Genomic DNA, 16,476 nt, shown 5'->3' on the forward strand with positions numbered 1-16,476 from the left:
ACGGGGGCTATCGCCGCAGAAAAGGCGGGCAGCAGTGGCTGAAACGCGATCAGCGAGCAGATGAGATAGCTCAGCAGACGACGCGACAGTGAAAGCTTTAATTGATCATCCATAATCGGTGCCTTTTTTTAAAAAACGAGTCCAACACGCGCGTAAACGCTGAGGCGATCAGGCGCAAGATAATTGGGATAGCTGACAGGGATACCCAGCGACAGCTGGGTAGAGACGTGCGCGTTCCGGGTGCCAAGCCCCAGCGAACTGCCCCACAGCGTGCCAGCTGCATAGCGATCCTGTTTGTCGCTCTGCAACCAGCCACCATCCAGTGCCAGCGTGGTACTGACCACGCCAATGGCTGGCAGGGTAAACAGCGTGTAATTGAGTTCGTTGCGCAGGTAGCCGCCAACATCGCCGGAAAGGTATTGTTCTTTGTAACCGCGAACCGAGCTCTCACCCCCTATCGTCAGGCGTTCGCTGCCATACAGACGATCGGGCGACCACTGGGCGTAAAAGCTGCTGAGCCACCACATTTTCTGAGTAACCGGCCGCTGATAGCTGCTGCTGACACTCCATTTGCGGAATTCAGCTTTGGGCAAATCGTCGCTTTTACCGCTGTCGCTTTCTGCATCGAACCACGGCATCCCACGGCTCAGCATCGGGTTAAGCGTGGCAACCCCGCCTGCGACTTTTTGCGTATGGTTAAAGCCGATCTGCAGACTGGTCAGTTTGCGGCTGCTGCTTTGAAGCAGCGTCTGGTTCAGCCAGTTATGGCTGACGTAATGGTTCAGCCCAACCTGAACGCCGGTTTTGATTTCCCCGTTGCGGAATAGCACCCACGAGCCGCTGAGGCGGTTAGAGATGTTATCGCCGAAGCTATACCAGTCGAAATTATTGGCGTTAAAGCGGCTGTGATAGTTGCTCCAGCTATAGCTGTAATCCAGCAGCCCATAGCCATAAGGCACGCTGACGCCGGCCTGGAAATTTTGCGCATCGCGCCAGTCGCTGAAAGCGCTGCTGCGACCACCGCTGATAAACCAGCGATCGGCAACACCCAGCAGGTCGTTACCCACCAGCGAGGCAGAAAGCTGACCAATGCCGGTGCTTCGCTGGCCGCTGTTGTCCATATTCAGCCCCAGCGTCAGAGGAAATTCAGGTTTGCTGGTCAGATTGACAATGGAATAACCCGGCTTAGCCGACGGGATGATTTCAATCTGAACCGGTGTGGTACGGAGCCGGTTTATCTGCTCCATACCCTGTTCAATATCGCGTAAATTTAAAATGCGACCGGCACCGGTTGGGAATGCCATGTTCAACTGACGTGAACTGGCTCCCTGCAAACGAATCTCTTCCAGCCTTCCCTCCAGCACGGTGATAATCAAAACGCCGTGAGAGAGGTTCTGTTCTGTCAGGAAAGCGCGGCTGGTGATATATCCACGCTGGACATACCATTCTGAAATGGCGCGTACCAGCTGATTAATACGATCCAGACTGAGGCACTGATTGCTATAAGGCGCGACGAGTTTCGCCTGCTTATCCGGCGTGATTAACGTCGCCTGTTGCAGGATAATCTGGCGAATATCAAAACAGGGACCGCTGACGGGCGCTACCCCGGTTTTTTGCAGCTCAACCTGATGCGCCTGCGTTAAGGCGTCACGCTGCTGCTGATCCTGTTGCAACCGTTGCTGCTGCTGATTTTGAATAGCGTCAAGGTCGCCCGGTGTGACTGGCGCAGCCATGACATTACTGATAAACAAACTGGCTCCGAAAACCAGCCACTTCCCTGTTTCAGGCATTCTCATCGAAGGATTAACAACGCTTATTGTAAGTTTTGTGTAAGCACAGGCGCGCAGATTACCACCTTAACAATCGGAAGTTCCTTATTGACTTGAAATAACAATTCTCTTTTAAAAAAAGTGAAATTAGCGGTGATAAAAATTTTTCTAAGCCAAATTTACAACTGCCTGGCCACTTTCTTTACATAGGGGATTTTAGGAGTGTTAAGGAAATGAATTTAAAAACAGGCAGTTGTAAATAATTATCCGCGCAGGATTACTCATTCATATAACAACGTTGAGGTAGTAAGCGGGATATAAATCGATGAAGTGACTGTTTTTAGTCGCAAGGCCTGGAGACTAAAAAGATGCACACCTCCAAACCCCAGACGCAAAAAGGCCCGCAAATTAGCGGGCCTTTTAACCAGACAAAACACAACAACCATTATTTTTCATGGTAGCGATGCACTGCCGGATAATATTCCAGTCCATACAGCTGACTCAGCGGCAGCAGCAGTTCCACGTTAATGTCATGGCTATGCGCATCACCCGCAGGGCCGTTCAGCAGCTGTTCAAACCAGGCTATCAGTTTCTGTTTCATCTCAGGCTCTCCGCATCAGTTGATGCCCTGAGTAAACCCGCTTACACGCCCGATCTGAACCAAAAATATCTGCGCTGCTTATATCAGAAATGGCATATCGCGCCCTGCCGCTTGATTTGCTACCGCTAAACACCGCTTCCCAGAGGCTGTTTACTGCGTTATCAGCGTCACCCAGTTCGCGCCTTTACCGGCTGGCGCTTCAGCGACCCGTTTGAGTTCACCGCTGGCGGAATCGATAGCGTAGCTGCCAATCACCGCACTCTTCTCTCCGCTGACAATCAGCCATTTTCCCTGCGCATCAATAGCAATACTGCGCGGCTGTTTTTCAACTGGCCAGCTGCCGATGAGTGTTAACTCACCCGACTGTTTATCAACCCGGTAGCCGCTGACGGTGCTGGAGGTGCGCTCAGTTAAGTAAATAAACTGCCCATCCGGCGTGATTTTGATGTCCGCCGCCCAGATGCGCGGCGTCGGATCGCTGTAGCCCGCCGGGCGCTGCTCACCATGTTGCAGGTTATATTTCTTCGCCACCGCATTCGGCCAGCGTTTCAGCTCCGTCAGCGAGCCATCTGCCGCGCGCCGGAACTGCGTGATGGTGCCGCTCATCTCCGCGAGGTTATAGAGAAAACGATTATCCGGCGAGATCACCGAATGCCGCGCACCGCTGTTCTTCTCGCCCTGAACAAAACCGTTCCCCAGCGGCGTAATGGCCCCGTCACTGGCAAAGGTATATTGCAGCACCCGATCCGCGCCAAGGTTGCCGACGTAGAGTGAATGATTGCTGACGTCGGTAATCACCGAATGGGCATGTGGCCCGGTTTTCACCTCGCCCGTGACCTGCGCGGTCACAATCCCTTTATCATCAATCCGGTTGCTGGTGACGATATCACTGTCATAGGAGGCGGCCAGCAGATAGCGCCCACTCCTGTCGGTGGTGATCCACGGAAAGCTGGCCGCGACCGGCGTTACCGCCATTTTCTGCAAATCACCGTGCGGGCCGGTGACACGCCAGCTGATGATCGAATAAGGCGGACTGCGCAGCGCGCCATAGAGATGTTTACCATCCGGGCTGGCTGCCAGCGGCATGATTTTTTTTCCGGCAGGCGTATCGCCCCGCCATTGCAGGCTGCCGTTCGCCTCACTGAGCTGATAGCGTGAAACGGTGCCGGATTCAGCATTAGACACATAGACAAAGGTTGTCGCCCACAGCGGGCAGCTACACAGCAGCGGCAGGAGTGCCAGCGCCGTTTTGAGACGGATCATAGGGTCACCTTGATAAGTAGTGTCTGCGTCAGTGCGCAGCAGGCATTACGCTAACCCTGTCCGATGAGGCTGGCTTTGTGCAACTGACTGAATTTATGACCGGAAGTCTGGAGATGTGACGGAGATGTTATTTTTTTGGGGCGGGAATGAGATTTAACGCCTTCCCCCAGGATCAGGGAAGGCGTAAGCAGTATGTTAACCGGTTTTGGCGATCATTTTCCGATAGCGGTTAAGCCATTTGCCGCTGTTGAGACGCCACCAGAAGAAGATGCCTCGCACCGTCCAGTCGAGGAACATCCCCAGCCAGACGCCGGTGACGCCCATCCCCAGCATAATGCCGAGCACGTAACCGACCACCACGCGCGCACACCACATGCTGAACATCGAAACATACATGGTGTAACGCGCGTCGCGTGCGCCCTTGAGGCCGGCGGGAAGCACCCAGGATGCGGCCCACAGTGGCATAAACAGCGCGTTAAGCCAGAGCAGATGCTTCGTCACGTTAATGACCTCCGGATCGCTGGTATAGAAGCGCGCCAGCAACCCGGCCAGTGGCACTGTCAGCAGCGCTATCGCGCTCAGACACAAGGTCGCCAGCCAGAAGACATGCCGCACCTGACGCTCCGCCTGAAACACCTGATTTCTGCCCAGACGGGTGCCGGTAATAATAGTAGATGCGGAACCCAGCGCATTGCCCGGCAGGTTAATCAGCGACGCAACCGAGAAAGCGATAAAGTTACCCGCAATCTCACTGGTGCCCATCCCGGCAACAAACACCTGGGTCAGCAGTTTACCGCCGTTGAACAGCACCGACTCGATACTGGCAGGCACGCCTATCCCTAACACTTCCATCAGAATGCTGCTGTTCCAGCGCCGGAAATAGCTCGACAGCGTGATTTTCAGCGAGGCGTTAAAGCCGATCATCAGCACGTAAATCACCGCAATCGCCCCGATGTACCGGGTGATGGTCAGTCCAAGTCCGGCACCGATAAACCCTAAACCCTCCCACGAGAAGCAGCCATAAATCAGCACGCTACTGATGATGATGTTGAGGATGTTCATGCCGCCGTTAATCAGCATCGGAATCTTAGTGTTGCCTGCACCGCGCAGCGCCCCGCTACCAATCAGCGTGATGGCGGCAGCCGGATAGCTCCAGGCAGAGGTCTGCAGATAGCTCAGCGCCAGCGCTTTAACTTTAGGATCGGCGGCACCGGCTATCGCATCGACGATAAGATGGCCCCAGAACTCAATGGCGATCACCAGCACAAAGGCGAGTATCGTCATCATGGCCAGCGACTGACGCGTGGCGGCGCGAGCGCGCTTGCCGTTACGTTTTGCCAGGCTGAACGCCACCACCACCGTGGTACCGAGATCGATGGCAGCAAAGAACGAGATGATCACCATGTTGAAGCTGTCGGCCAGACCGACGCCCGCCATCGCCTCTTTACCCAGCCAGCTGACCAGGAAGGTGCTCAGTACGCCCATCAACAGCACACAGGCGTTCTCGAAGAAGATAGGCACTGCTAATGGCGATATTTCACGCCAGTAGAGCGTGCGATACGAGCGGCGTTTCGGGTACCACGCCGTGCGCTTAATCGCCTGCATCACTGCTACGCCAGGATTTTGCAAAGGATTACCAAATCAGAAGAGACTGGACAGGAGATCTAATGATGATAGGGGGCAGAGAAATATGCAAAGTCTTTCCGGTGCAAATTAATCATGGTTACAAACTTTTTAATCCCGTTACGGCACAATCTGCCTCACTGCCCCGCCCGCTGTAGCAAACCTGATTATTTCCGTGACGTTATGATCGGATGTTAATGCTTTGCTGCTGCCTGCTTTGCCACTCTCTGGTCATCTGAATCGCATCTGAATGTAGCGATTTATCTTCTGAAATAGTAAAGATTCTCTTAATTAATTTCACTGCGCCGGATTCTCTCCCGAATCCGCATTGCTCAGATTCTCCGCGTCGTTAGTGCAAAAAAAAGGCGATCACAGATTCTTCACCAATCTCTGCAACAAACCCGCTAAGCTTGGGGCAAATTGCGGAAAAAAATGGAAGGAGAAACCATGCCGACACTACGGAAAAACCTGACCAGCCAGCAGGCGCTGGATCAACTTGAACGCCTGTACGACGGTGCCATTGATGCGCTGCGCGCGGCGATCAAAGCTTTTACCGAAAACGGCACACTGCCCGACGAGGCCGATCGCGCAAAGGGACTGTTTGTCTACCCGGAGCTACGCATCACCTGGCACGGCGAGGGTCCACAGCAGAACCGCACGCGAGCCTGGGGACGCTTCACCCACACCGGCAGCTACAGCACCACGGTTACCCGTCCGGCGTTGCTGCGTCACTACATTTCGGAACAGCTTCAGATGCTGGAGAAGGAATATCAGCTGGAGATCGACGTGGGGCCGTCCAGCCAGGAGATCCCCTATCCTTACGTGATTGACGGCTCCGATCTGTCGCTGGATCGCACCATGAGCGCGGGTATTGCGCGCCACTTCCCGACCACCGAACTGTCGCAGATTGGCGATGAGACCGCCGACGGCCTGTTCCACGCCGATGCCAAATTCCCACTGTCACACTTTGACGCGCTGCGTACCGACTTCTCGCTGGCCCGCCTGCGTCACTACACCGGCACCAGCATAGAGCACTTCCAGCCGTTTGTGCTGTTCACCAACTACACCCGTTATGTTGATGAGTTTGTGCGCTGGGCGATCGAGCAGGTGCGCGATCCCAGCACCCCTTACGACAGCCTTGCCTGCGCCGGTGATGTGGTGCTGACCGCCAACACCGCCGACAGCGAATCGATGCTGTCTGACCTGGCGTGGAAGAAGCACCAGATGCCGGCCTGGCATCTCACTTCGCCGAATCGTCGCGGTATTACGCTGATTAATATCGGTGTCGGCCCGTCGAATGCTAAAACCATCTGCGATCATCTGGCGGTGATGCGCCCCCACGCCTGGCTGATGATTGGTCACTGTGGCGGTCTGCGTGAGAGCCAGCGGATTGGTGATTACGTGCTGGCCCATGCTTATCTCCGTGACGATCATGTGCTCGACAGCGTGCTCCCGCCAGACATCCCGGTGCCAAGCATTGCCGAAGTGCAGCGCGCGCTCTACGACGCCACAAAAGCCGTGAGCGGCATGCCAGGCGAAGAGGTCAAACAACGGCTACGTACCGGTACTGTGGTGACCACGGACGACCGTAACTGGGAGTTACGCTACTCCGCGTCGGCCCTGCGCTTTAACCTGAGTCGCGCAGTCGCGGTCGATATGGAGAGCGCCACCATTGCCGCGCAGGGTTATCGCTTCCGTGTGCCCTACGGCACGCTGCTGTGCGTTTCAGACAAGCCGCTGCACGGCGAGATCAAGCTGCCGGGTCAGGCGAACCGCTTCTATGAGGGGGCGATTTCAGAGCATCTGCAGATTGGTATCCACGCGGTTGAGCTGCTGCGCGCCGAAGGCGATAAGCTGCATTCACGGAAGCTGCGGACCTTTAATGAGCCGCCTTTCAGATAAGCATGAACAGAACGGGTGCTGCCATTTGGCAGCACCCGTCTCAGGTTGTGTTAAATAGATTCAAAGCACATAGCCTGTGATGTTGAACACTATTTGATCAGAAATTATAAAGGTCAATCTTCATCCCTCACCAAAGAGCCAAAACTCATTTAGGTGTCGGTATTACACTTTAAAGGTTTCAACAATCAGCCTGAGAGACTGCGCTTGCTCAGAGAGAGACTGAGAAGCACTTGATGACTCTTCGACCAGAGCAGAGTTATTTTGCGTCACCCCATCCATCTGACTAACTGCAATGCTCACCTGAGAAATCCCCTGCATCTGTTCAGCCGACGACAGCGCAATAGCGTCCATTGATTCAGCCAGTTCATCCACCAGATGCACGACCTTGAGAATACTCAAACCCGTATCACTGGCAACAGTGACACCGCACTCCACCTGTCCGACAGCCTGTTCTATTAATGTTTTAATATCTTTAGCAGCAGTCGCACTCCGTTGTGCAAGCGTTCTGACTTCAGACGCGACGACAGCAAAGCCCCTTCCTGTCTCTCCCGCTCGCGCCGCTTCAACGGCTGCGTTCAGGGCAAGAATATTTGTCTGGAAGGCGATACTTTCAATGACGGCAGTGATATCTCTGACTTTAGAAGCGCTCTTAGAAATATCACTCATCGTATCTGACATCAGTTTGACGTCCGTTTCACCCCTTTTGGCAATTGAGGCGGTATCTCTTGCTGAGTTGGCTGTTTCCCTGGCTGTTTTGCTGTTATTTTGAACAGTAGCGGTTAGCTGTTCCATACTCGCAGCCGTTTCCTGCAATGCAGCGGCCTGCTGCTCAGTGCGGGATGCAAGCTCATTATTACCTTCAGAAATCTCATTCGCAGAAAGGGCGACTGAAGAAGAGCCTGATTTAATCTCTGAAACGATATCCCGTAACCGAACCTGCATACTGTTTAAAGAGGCCATGAGACTGAGAGTGTCATTTTTCTTCAGCATAACCGGTGTGGTCAGATCTCCATTGGTGATCGCATAAGCAAGCTTCCGCGCTGTACTCGGCTCATCGCCAAGCTCGCTCATGAGTTTACGAATAAGATAGACGCTGGTGCCTGTGCCGAACAAAATAGCCGCAACTAAAAGCGTCACCAGGATGATGTAGGCTCTTTCGGTATTTTTCGCGTTTTGATTCACTGAGTCATCCGACTGCTTTGCCAGGATTTCACTCATAAGAGAAAGACCTTCAAGCAACGGAACCTGAGCGGGTCTGACTTTTTCCAACAGATACTTAACGGTGATTTCACTGTTTTTAGCCAGTGCCAGCGGAACGGTGTTACTGAAGGCGTCCAGGGCATTTTTCTCGCTGTCACTGATCTTCTCAAAGGCTTTATATTCGGCAGTATCACCAGATTGGCTGATCATCGTTTTCAGTTGATCCCTGCTGGATGCAAATTTAGCCTTTAGTTTAACCAGGCGATCAGACTGCTCCTGGATAAGAGTCTGATCTGAAAATAGTGATAAATTCCTTACGGTTATCGCCATATCGCGCTGGGCCAGAGTGAGCTCATTGATTAATTTATTTTTTTTCATATCCCCCTGAACAACAGACTCAAGTGTACTTTTAGCCTGATATAAAGAGTGAATAGCGACAACGATGCATATGGAAAAAAAGATTATTAACGTACCAAATCCAGAGCCGAGGCGTGTTGATATTTTCATTATAGTTCCTTGAAAGGGGTGGCGATATAGTTCTATCGGCATATATGCTTTTTACTTCAGTAAATATTTATTGCATAAGTAATGTTGGACAGAATTAATTTCCACCTTTAAAACGCCACAATAAATCATAAATTTTTCAGGCATATCAGATTTACCAGAGACCGCTACTTTTTGTATTAAAAATCATCCAATATCTTATGTTTTACATTACCTGAACTTGTGATTGCGTTACCCTCCACGTTTTGATACCCATGGTGCGTATCATAAAAGTTTCATTAAACTGTTGCAGGCACCGTCAATAAAGCGACTAAAATCTGGATGTTCTGCCCGCGCATAAAAACCCCAAAATAATATTAATGACAATTTCATCTTCAATCTTTTATTATATCTTCAACAGCAGACCAAACTCTGTGATACACACATAACGTAAAATTACAAATAACCTCAGAAATAGTTTGATTTAAAATAGAAAAAACCGGACAAAAGGTTACGTTTTTTCATGTTATCTTAGGTCTGTAAGTGATGATTTCATGCTGACGCTAACCGTCATTCAACCCTCTCAAACCGGCTTTCTTTTTTCATCAGCGCCTGCACTATCATTCGTAATCGAAGTCACAAATTTCCCGATTGCCGGAGAGGTATCACGATACCGGGTTGCGAGCAGGACGGCAGTATTGAGTCTCTGGCCTTCGACAGGTAAGAGAACGACCCTGCTATGCAAATCATTTCGCAGAGAATCAGGAACAATCGAGATGCCAAAACCGGCACTTACCATCGGTATGATAGACTCGATCTGAAGTGCATACTGCCCGCGAATGAGCGTAAAGCCTGCCTGATGACAGGCAGCCATAAGGATATCGAACATTGTCCCAATGTTGTTTCTCTCGCAGAGAACAAAAGGCTCCGTGGCGAGCATCTCCAGTGAAATAGCGCCGCCAGAAATAGCAAGCCGATGATTTATCGGCAATACAACAGCCAAAGACTCCTGCACAATCGGTGTAAGCTCTACGCCATCCAGCGTATCCGTTAGCGGACTAATGAATGCAGCGTCCACACTTCCCTCAAGGAGTTTCCTGATAAGGTCAGGCGTATGCCCGCGAGAACGGACTTCAGCAGTAGTTCAGTATGAGTACGCGTAAACTGGCAAAGGCGTGCGGTAATACCCCGTTTGAAATAGGTTCCGCCTGCAAATCCTAAATTTATTTCGTTGCTTTCACCTCGCCTGAAGCATTGTACTTCATTCAATACATCATCAACATTGGCCAGAATATATCGTGCATGCTTAAGTAATACCCTCCCCCCTTCAGCATGATGTTCAGGTTTCACCGCCTGGCTTATAATTTATCGGCAATTTTCCTGGTAAGAACAGTTATGTAATTAATGTCATTTTGGGCGCCGGAAAGCCCTGGCACACTGTTAAAAGCATTTTCAGTGCTGAAACAGAACTCATAACCTGGATACCCTTGATTTTATTAATTTAAATAAATTGCTGCCTTAAAAAAATTAATCCATAAAATTATTCCGTAAAATCACCACCTTTTTTTTACAAAAACATGATGGGAAAACATCATTCTAATCAGCTGCACGCCGTGGTAATTGCAGTTAAGCAGACCTCGTTGATAAATCGAGAACTCAGGCACCTCACTGGTGAAGACATTGCACTGCAATGGCGTTTGTAGCAGGTGCGTTTATTACAAAACCTTCCCTCATAAGTGGATGAAACCTTTCCATCGTCAGCGGGTCCTGATGTCAGTAGAATTGCTGATTAATCATTTTCGTTGTCTGCCGTTATTTTTATTTAAGCCGCCGGGCGCTAATGGCTGGTGAACATTTTGTTCAATCAGAAAAGAAGTCAGTCGGGTTAATTCACTGAGCAGAGGGAGGTTGAGGTCTGCAGGGTGGTGCTCCTGGGCGGAGTCTGAAATGTACTGACATCTTAAAAATTTGATGTCTGTCAGGTTTAATGTGGTGCGGTTGCGCTTATTTTTTTCTGAAAGGTAGCCGATAACTTCAATATCCTTCACCAGGGATATTTAATGACCACTACATTTCCGCCATATGCATTCTATTGCAACCCTTAGCAAGGTATCAGACACCGCCTGCCTGCCCCATCGCCTGGCGAACGAAACCTGCTCATAGCAACGAAACCAGTCCAGTCCTTCCCCGCTTTCAGCGGCCTGCATCCCCGAACCGGGCAACAATCCCACCGGCAGGGGTTCCCCCGAGGCGTCCGAAGCGCTGAGGAACAACCGGAGGCCAGGATGAGCCGACAGGACGTCGGCGAAAGGACGGCGCGAGCCAGGGATGGCGAGTCCGGACGGTCCGTCGGCCGCAGGGCGTGACGAAGGGACCCCGCGCAGCGGGGCGCGCAGGCAGCCGGCGCCGGGATTGTTAAGGGGCGGGCGTCCGCCCCTTGACGCGTCCGCCTGCACGGGCGATCTGAAACTCCCCACCGCCTGGCGGGCGTAACCTTCTCAGCGCCAGCCCGCTGCAAAGCGTAACCCGCTCAGCGCCAGCCCGCTGTAAAGCGAAACCAACCCTGCCGCCAGGCAACAACTAAGCACTCAACCATCCCAGCTTAATCACAAACAGAATCGACAGAATCACCAGCGCCGCATTCACCTCTTTCACACGACCGCTCAGCAGTTTCACCAGCGTCCAGGTAATAAAACCAAACGCGATGCCGTTAGCGATCGAATAAGTCAGCGGCATGGTCAGCGCAGTCACGGTGACCGGCGCAGCGGTAGTGATATCTGTCCAGTCAATATCAGCAAGACCGGATGCCATCAGCACGGCCACAAACAGCAGCGCAGGCGCAGTGGCATAAACCGGCACGCTGGAGGCCAGCGGCGAGAAAAACAGCGCCAGCAGGAATAGCACACCCACCACAATCGCGGTCAGTCCGGTACGTCCACCCGCACTCACGCCCGCCGCGGACTCGACATAACTGGTCGTGGTCGAGGTGCCGAGCAGTGAACCAAACAGCGCAGCCGCACTGTCGGCAATCAGCGCACGGCCCATCTTCGGCACGTTGCCCTGCTCATCCGCCAGACCAGCGCGTTTGGTCACGCCCAGCAGTGTGCCGGTGTTATCAAACACATCAACAAACAGGAAGGCAAAAATCACGCTGATCAGGCCTACGTTAAATGCCCCGGCGATATCCAGCTGCAAGAAGGTAGGTGCAATCGACGGCGGCGCAGAGAAGACGCCGGCAAACGGCGACAGGCCAATGCCCATGGAGATAAAAGTCACCAGCAGAATGCCGATCAGCACCGCGCCGGTTACGCGACGCGCTTCCAGTACGACGATCACCACAAAGCCGAGCATCGCCAGCAGCGGACCCGGTTTGGTCAGATCGCCAATACCCACCAGCGTCGCCGGGTTATCAACCACGATGCCCGCCCCTTCCAGCGCAATAATCGCCAGGAACAGCCCGATACCGGCACCAATTCCGGCGCGCAACGGCAGCGGGATACTGGCAATAATCCACTCACGGATCTTAAACAGCGACATCGCGAAGAAAATCACCGCCGAGAGAAACACCGCGCCCAGCGCAATCTGCCACGTGTAGCCCATGTGCAGCACAACGGTGTAGGTGAAGAAAGCATTCAGCCCCATGCCTGGTGCCAGCGCAATCGGGTAGTTAGCAATCAGTCCCATCAGCACGCAGCCAATCGCCGCCGCCAGACAGGTGGCGACAAACACCGCGCCCTTGTCCATGCCGGTAGCGCCCAGAATGCTCGGGTTCACAAACAGAATATAAGCCATCGCCAGGAAGGTCGTGATCCCGGCGATAATCTCGGTACGAACCGTGGTGTTATGCGCTTTGAGTTTGAATAGTTTTTCTAACATCATCATCTCTCGATACAGGAGACATCAGTCTCTCTTGCCAAAGGGGTTTGCATGCTGATTTATTCTGTTTAGGGACATGGATACCAGCCGCTGCATACTTGCGTGCCAGAACCGCCTGAAATCCCTGACTGACCCACTGCCCAAAGCAATTGCCATGCCATCTACCGACGCAATCGATTACCTGGCAGCGCTGGACACGCCTAAGAACATTCCGAACCAAAACGAGGCGCGATTATGGTGCAATGCACCGATCCCGCGCAATCGTTTTCCTGCGGCACGCGGGCAACGCCCAAAAACTCTGCGCCAGCGCACGCTTCAGCAATCTCACAGGCGAAGCTGGTCACGTTTCAGCACGCTGCCTCAGCAACCTTTTATGGCCTGTGTAGACTCCAGAATTAACTCTTTCGTAACATTGAGGCCGCGCCATGAAGCCAGCGATTTTGGTGGTGGATGATGATCCTGCTGTCTGCGACGTCCTGCAGGATGCGTTAAGTGAACATCTGTTAACGGTTTACAGCTGTCATCAGGGACGCGAGGCGCTATCGATGCTCAGCGAACACCCGGAAATCTCGCTGGTGATGCTGGATATGATGCTGCCCGATACCAACGGGTTACTGGTGTTGCAGCAGCTTCAGCGGCAGCGACCGGACGTGCTGGTGATTATGCTGACCGGGATGGGTTCGGAGGCGGAGATGGTGGTGGGTCTGGAGATGGGCGCAGACGACTACATCGCCAAACCCTTTAATCCCCGCGTGGTAGTGGCGCGCGCCCGGGCGGCCCTGCGTCGCAGTGGACGCATTGCACAGCCCGATTCTGAACAGGAGGCCTGGCGCTTTAGCGGCTGGCAACTGGACGATGGCCGCTGCCAGCTGTTTAATCCGCAGCGCGAGCTGGTGCCGCTGACGCAGGGGGAATATAGCCTGCTCCGCGCGCTGGTGCGCCATGCCCGCAAAGTACTCACCCGCGATCAGCTGCTGGAGCTGACCCACAGCGAAAGCCTGGACGTGTTTGACCGCACCATCGACGTGCTGATCATGCGCCTGCGCCGCAAAATCGAAATCAATCCACATCAGCCCGACCTGATCCGCACTATTCGCGGTCTGGGCTATGTCTTTTCGGCTGACGTGATGAAACCCGAAACCGCGCCGCGCACCAGCCAGATCGCCTGAATCACCCCGCCGGGCCAGCGAACAGCGGCCCACTCTTACCCCTCGTCACTCCCGCCATATGCGCGCGGCACCAGATCCACCTGCGCTTCCCCGCTCCGGATGACAGCGAGAATCGTTTCGGCCACGCGTTCAGGGGTATGAGCGAACGCTACGCTTTGCTGCAACTGCTCAGTCGCCACGTCCTGTCCCGATTTCACCGACTGATAAAATTCCGAGGCAGTCATAAACGGATAAACAACAGAGACTGTAATCCCGGCTTCAGCCAGATCCAGCCGTGCCACACCAGAGAGCATATTCAGCCCCGCCTTGGAACTGGTGTAGGCCGCCGATCCCGCATAGGTTGCCAGCGTCGCCCCGGAACTGACGTTGATAATGCTGCCAGTGCCCTGCCGCCGCATCTGCGGGATCACCGCCTGCATCATCATCAGCGGGGCAATCAGGTTAAGGTCGAGCAGCGCCCTGAATTCCGCCGCATCAATCTCATCAATCGCCGCATACAACCCCTGCCCGGCATTGTTGATGAGCACATCAATCCGGCCAAAGCGTGCCATCCCGATTCTGACGGCATTTTCAATCTGGTCAGCCTGCGTGACATCGCAGGCTACCGCCAGCGCATTTACGGACATCTCAGCCAGGGCATCAATGCGCTGTTTGCGCCGTGCCAGTAAGATAACCCGCGCACCCGCCTGCAGCGCCGCTCGCGCCGTGGCCTCACCAATCCCCGACGATGCACCGGTAATCATGATCACTGCTTCTTCAATTCTCATTTAACGTTTTCCTGCAAAACGGTCAGGAAACGAGAATAATCTGCAGCGGGTTGCGCGGCGGCTGCAATTCTGCCTAAAATTTGCCCATTCCTGCTTTTCTCCCTTCAGGCGCGGTAACCGCCGGAGACACGTGACATGAATGGCTTTGATGCGTTAAGAGATGAAGTGCTGGCGTGCGCGGCGAATGAACTCACTGCGACGGCGATTCCGCGCGTGGATCTGTATCGCGTCAGCCAGCCGATGGCCCTGCCGCCTGAAATCTATCCGCCCTTTGTCAGCCTGATCCTGCAGGGAGAAAAAAGGCTGCAGGTGGGCGACCGCTCTATCCGCTATTCCGCCGGAGAGATGTTTACCGCCTCGTTCGACCTGCCCGCCACCGGCGAAATCACGGTTGCCAGCGAAGCTTCGCCTTATCTGGCCCTGCGTCTGACGGTCGATTTTACGGCCCTTAGCGATCTGCTGCATCAGATGCCCGTTACCGATCTTCCTGTGACGAAGAATGGCATTTCAGTCACCAGGGTGGATGATGCGCTGACGGATGCCTGGCTGCGGATGATGCGCCTGCTGGCAAAGCCGGATGAAATCGGAGTGATGGCACCGTTAGTGGAGCGCGAGATTCTTTATCGGCTACTACAGGGTCCTCAGGGCGGCGTGCTGCGTCAGGCGGCGGAAGTGAACGGGCATTTCGCGAAGATCAGAAAGGCACTGGCCTGGCTCCGCACGCACTATGCCACCGCATTTCGCATTGAGGCGCTGGCGGCGATTGCAGGCATGAGCCTGTCGGCTTTTCATCGTGGCTTCCGTGCCAGCACCGGACTTTCCCCGTTGCAGTATCAGAAACATCTGCGGCTTTACGCGGCGCGCAACGCGCTGGCGCTGCGGCCCGGTAATGTCGCTGCCGTCGCGGCGGATGTGGGTTATGAGAGTCTGACGCAATTTACCCGCGAATATGCGCGGCTGTTCGGTGAGCCGCCCGCCCGCAGCATCAGAAAACTCAGGCTGACCGGCGCTGAACCATTAGAGAGGATCGGAGCGCGTGGTTAATGCGGCCTGCCGATCTAACGACGGCGAGCCTGTATTTTCCTGAGAAGACAGCTCAGAAAAAGCCGTTCGAATAGTCATTACACAGCAGCCAGCGTGGCGCTTCATCCTCATCCAGCGGGTTGAAACGGGCCAGCGGCGTCAAAAATACATTGTCGTTTTCGTCATCATTGGGCATCGACACTTCGCCCACCAGCACGTCACCGAAGCCGTTTTCGCCCCAGAAACTGTGCCAGACGCCCGCCTGCAGCGTCACGCTTTCACCTGGAGAGAGCCGCAACTGTGTTCCGGCGGCATGGGTCTGACGCAGGCCATCCAGCGACACCGCCACCGGCGAGTCGGCCAGCCCGTCGCCGTCGCGGTTATGCAGTTCAACAATCAGGTTGCCGCCGCCACGATTGATGATGTCTTCCATCTTGCGCGGATGATAGTGCATCGGTGTCAACTGCCCTTCACGCACGTGCATAATCTTCTCGGCGTAGGGTTTGTGCCATGGCTGCCCGCCTGGCGAGCCGTTGCGCAGAGTAAACAGCGTCAGCCCGGTCTGCATAAAATCCGCCGTGCCAAAACTGGTGAGATCCCAGCCCAGCCGCAGCGCCAGAATCTCCTGCGCCACCTCACGATCCTGGGCACGCCACTGGCTCACGCCGTAATCGGCCCACGGCGGCAGATGGACATCCTGCTGCCGGAAGAACTCGCGCGTATGTTGCAGGTAGTCGTTAACCTCTGAGCGTTGCATGGTGGCCTCCTGAAAGCGGCACCCGAAGGTGCCGCATTAACGC

General features: G+C 54.0%; 12 protein-coding genes and 1 pseudogene. 3 read left to right on the forward strand and 10 right to left on the reverse strand.

Annotated features, from left to right (window positions below):
* Window positions 1–128 precede the first annotated feature (128 nt).
* The 4 genes from AC2LB6_RS18560 to AC2LB6_RS18575 all read right to left on the reverse strand — a co-directional run bounded on the left by AC2LB6_RS18560 (window position 129) and on the right by AC2LB6_RS18575 (window position 5,238).
* Complete coding sequence (locus AC2LB6_RS18560) at window positions 129–1,796, reverse strand: ShlB/FhaC/HecB family hemolysin secretion/activation protein (RefSeq protein WP_490094616.1); 1,668 nt, start codon at window positions 1,794–1,796, stop codon at window positions 129–131.
* A 418-nt stretch (window positions 1,797–2,214) separates the two neighbouring features.
* Window positions 2,215–2,370 (reverse strand): hypothetical protein, encoded by a 156-nt coding sequence (locus AC2LB6_RS18565; RefSeq protein WP_490094617.1) that lies wholly within the window; start codon window positions 2,368–2,370, stop codon window positions 2,215–2,217.
* 150 nt (window positions 2,371–2,520) lie between these two features.
* The gene (locus AC2LB6_RS18570) at window positions 2,521–3,633 is read right to left on the reverse strand and encodes a lactonase family protein (protein WP_490094618.1); all 1,113 of its coding nucleotides are present in this window, start codon (window positions 3,631–3,633) and stop codon (window positions 2,521–2,523) included.
* Window positions 3,634–3,828: 195 nt separating this feature from the next.
* The gene (locus AC2LB6_RS18575) at window positions 3,829–5,238 is read right to left on the reverse strand and encodes an EmmdR/YeeO family multidrug/toxin efflux MATE transporter (protein ID WP_490094619.1); all 1,410 of its coding nucleotides are present in this window, start codon (window positions 5,236–5,238) and stop codon (window positions 3,829–3,831) included.
* A gap of 465 nt (window positions 5,239–5,703) precedes the next feature.
* Here AC2LB6_RS18575 and AC2LB6_RS18580 point away from each other — a divergent pair, with 465 nt between their 5' ends.
* Window positions 5,704–7,158: an AMP nucleosidase gene (locus tag AC2LB6_RS18580; RefSeq protein WP_490094620.1), complete on the forward strand. Its 1,455-nt coding sequence runs from the start codon at window positions 5,704–5,706 to the stop codon at window positions 7,156–7,158.
* A gap of 162 nt (window positions 7,159–7,320) precedes the next feature.
* Here the strand turns inward: AC2LB6_RS18580 and AC2LB6_RS18585 are convergent, their stop codons facing one another.
* The 4 genes and pseudogenes from AC2LB6_RS18585 to AC2LB6_RS18600 all read right to left on the reverse strand — a co-directional run bounded on the left by AC2LB6_RS18585 (window position 7,321) and on the right by AC2LB6_RS18600 (window position 12,720).
* Entirely contained in the window at window positions 7,321–8,865 is a 1,545-nt protein-coding gene (locus tag AC2LB6_RS18585) for a methyl-accepting chemotaxis protein (RefSeq protein ID WP_490094621.1), read from the reverse strand.
* A 559-nt stretch (window positions 8,866–9,424) separates the two neighbouring features.
* Window positions 9,425–9,949, reverse strand: a pseudogene (locus AC2LB6_RS18590) (LysR substrate-binding domain-containing protein); the annotation flags it as partial.
* 685 nt (window positions 9,950–10,634) lie between these two features.
* Window positions 10,635–10,889, reverse strand: coding sequence for a hypothetical protein (locus AC2LB6_RS18595; RefSeq protein WP_490094622.1), 255 nt, complete (start codon window positions 10,887–10,889; stop codon window positions 10,635–10,637).
* Window positions 10,890–11,421: 532 nt separating this feature from the next.
* Complete coding sequence (locus AC2LB6_RS18600; RefSeq protein WP_490094660.1) at window positions 11,422–12,720, reverse strand: NCS2 family permease; 1,299 nt, start codon at window positions 12,718–12,720, stop codon at window positions 11,422–11,424.
* A 422-nt stretch (window positions 12,721–13,142) separates the two neighbouring features.
* Here AC2LB6_RS18600 and AC2LB6_RS18605 point away from each other — a divergent pair, with 422 nt between their 5' ends.
* Entirely contained in the window at window positions 13,143–13,886 is a 744-nt protein-coding gene (locus AC2LB6_RS18605) for a response regulator (protein ID WP_490094623.1), read from the forward strand.
* A gap of 35 nt (window positions 13,887–13,921) precedes the next feature.
* Here the strand turns inward: AC2LB6_RS18605 and AC2LB6_RS18610 are convergent, their stop codons facing one another.
* Complete coding sequence (locus AC2LB6_RS18610) at window positions 13,922–14,653, reverse strand: SDR family oxidoreductase (protein ID WP_490094624.1); 732 nt, start codon at window positions 14,651–14,653, stop codon at window positions 13,922–13,924.
* Window positions 14,654–14,788: 135 nt separating this feature from the next.
* Between AC2LB6_RS18610 and AC2LB6_RS18615 the strand changes: the two genes are divergently transcribed.
* The gene (locus AC2LB6_RS18615) at window positions 14,789–15,697 is read left to right on the forward strand and encodes an AraC family transcriptional regulator (RefSeq protein WP_490094625.1); all 909 of its coding nucleotides are present in this window, start codon (window positions 14,789–14,791) and stop codon (window positions 15,695–15,697) included.
* Window positions 15,698–15,749: 52 nt separating this feature from the next.
* On the opposite strand, the gene AC2LB6_RS18620 is transcribed toward AC2LB6_RS18615, so the two are convergent.
* Window positions 15,750–16,433: a D-lyxose/D-mannose isomerase gene (locus tag AC2LB6_RS18620; protein ID WP_490094626.1), complete on the reverse strand. Its 684-nt coding sequence runs from the start codon at window positions 16,431–16,433 to the stop codon at window positions 15,750–15,752.
* Window positions 16,434–16,476 lie beyond the last annotated feature (43 nt).

This window comes from Pantoea sp. RCC30.1 (assembly GCF_058148845.1).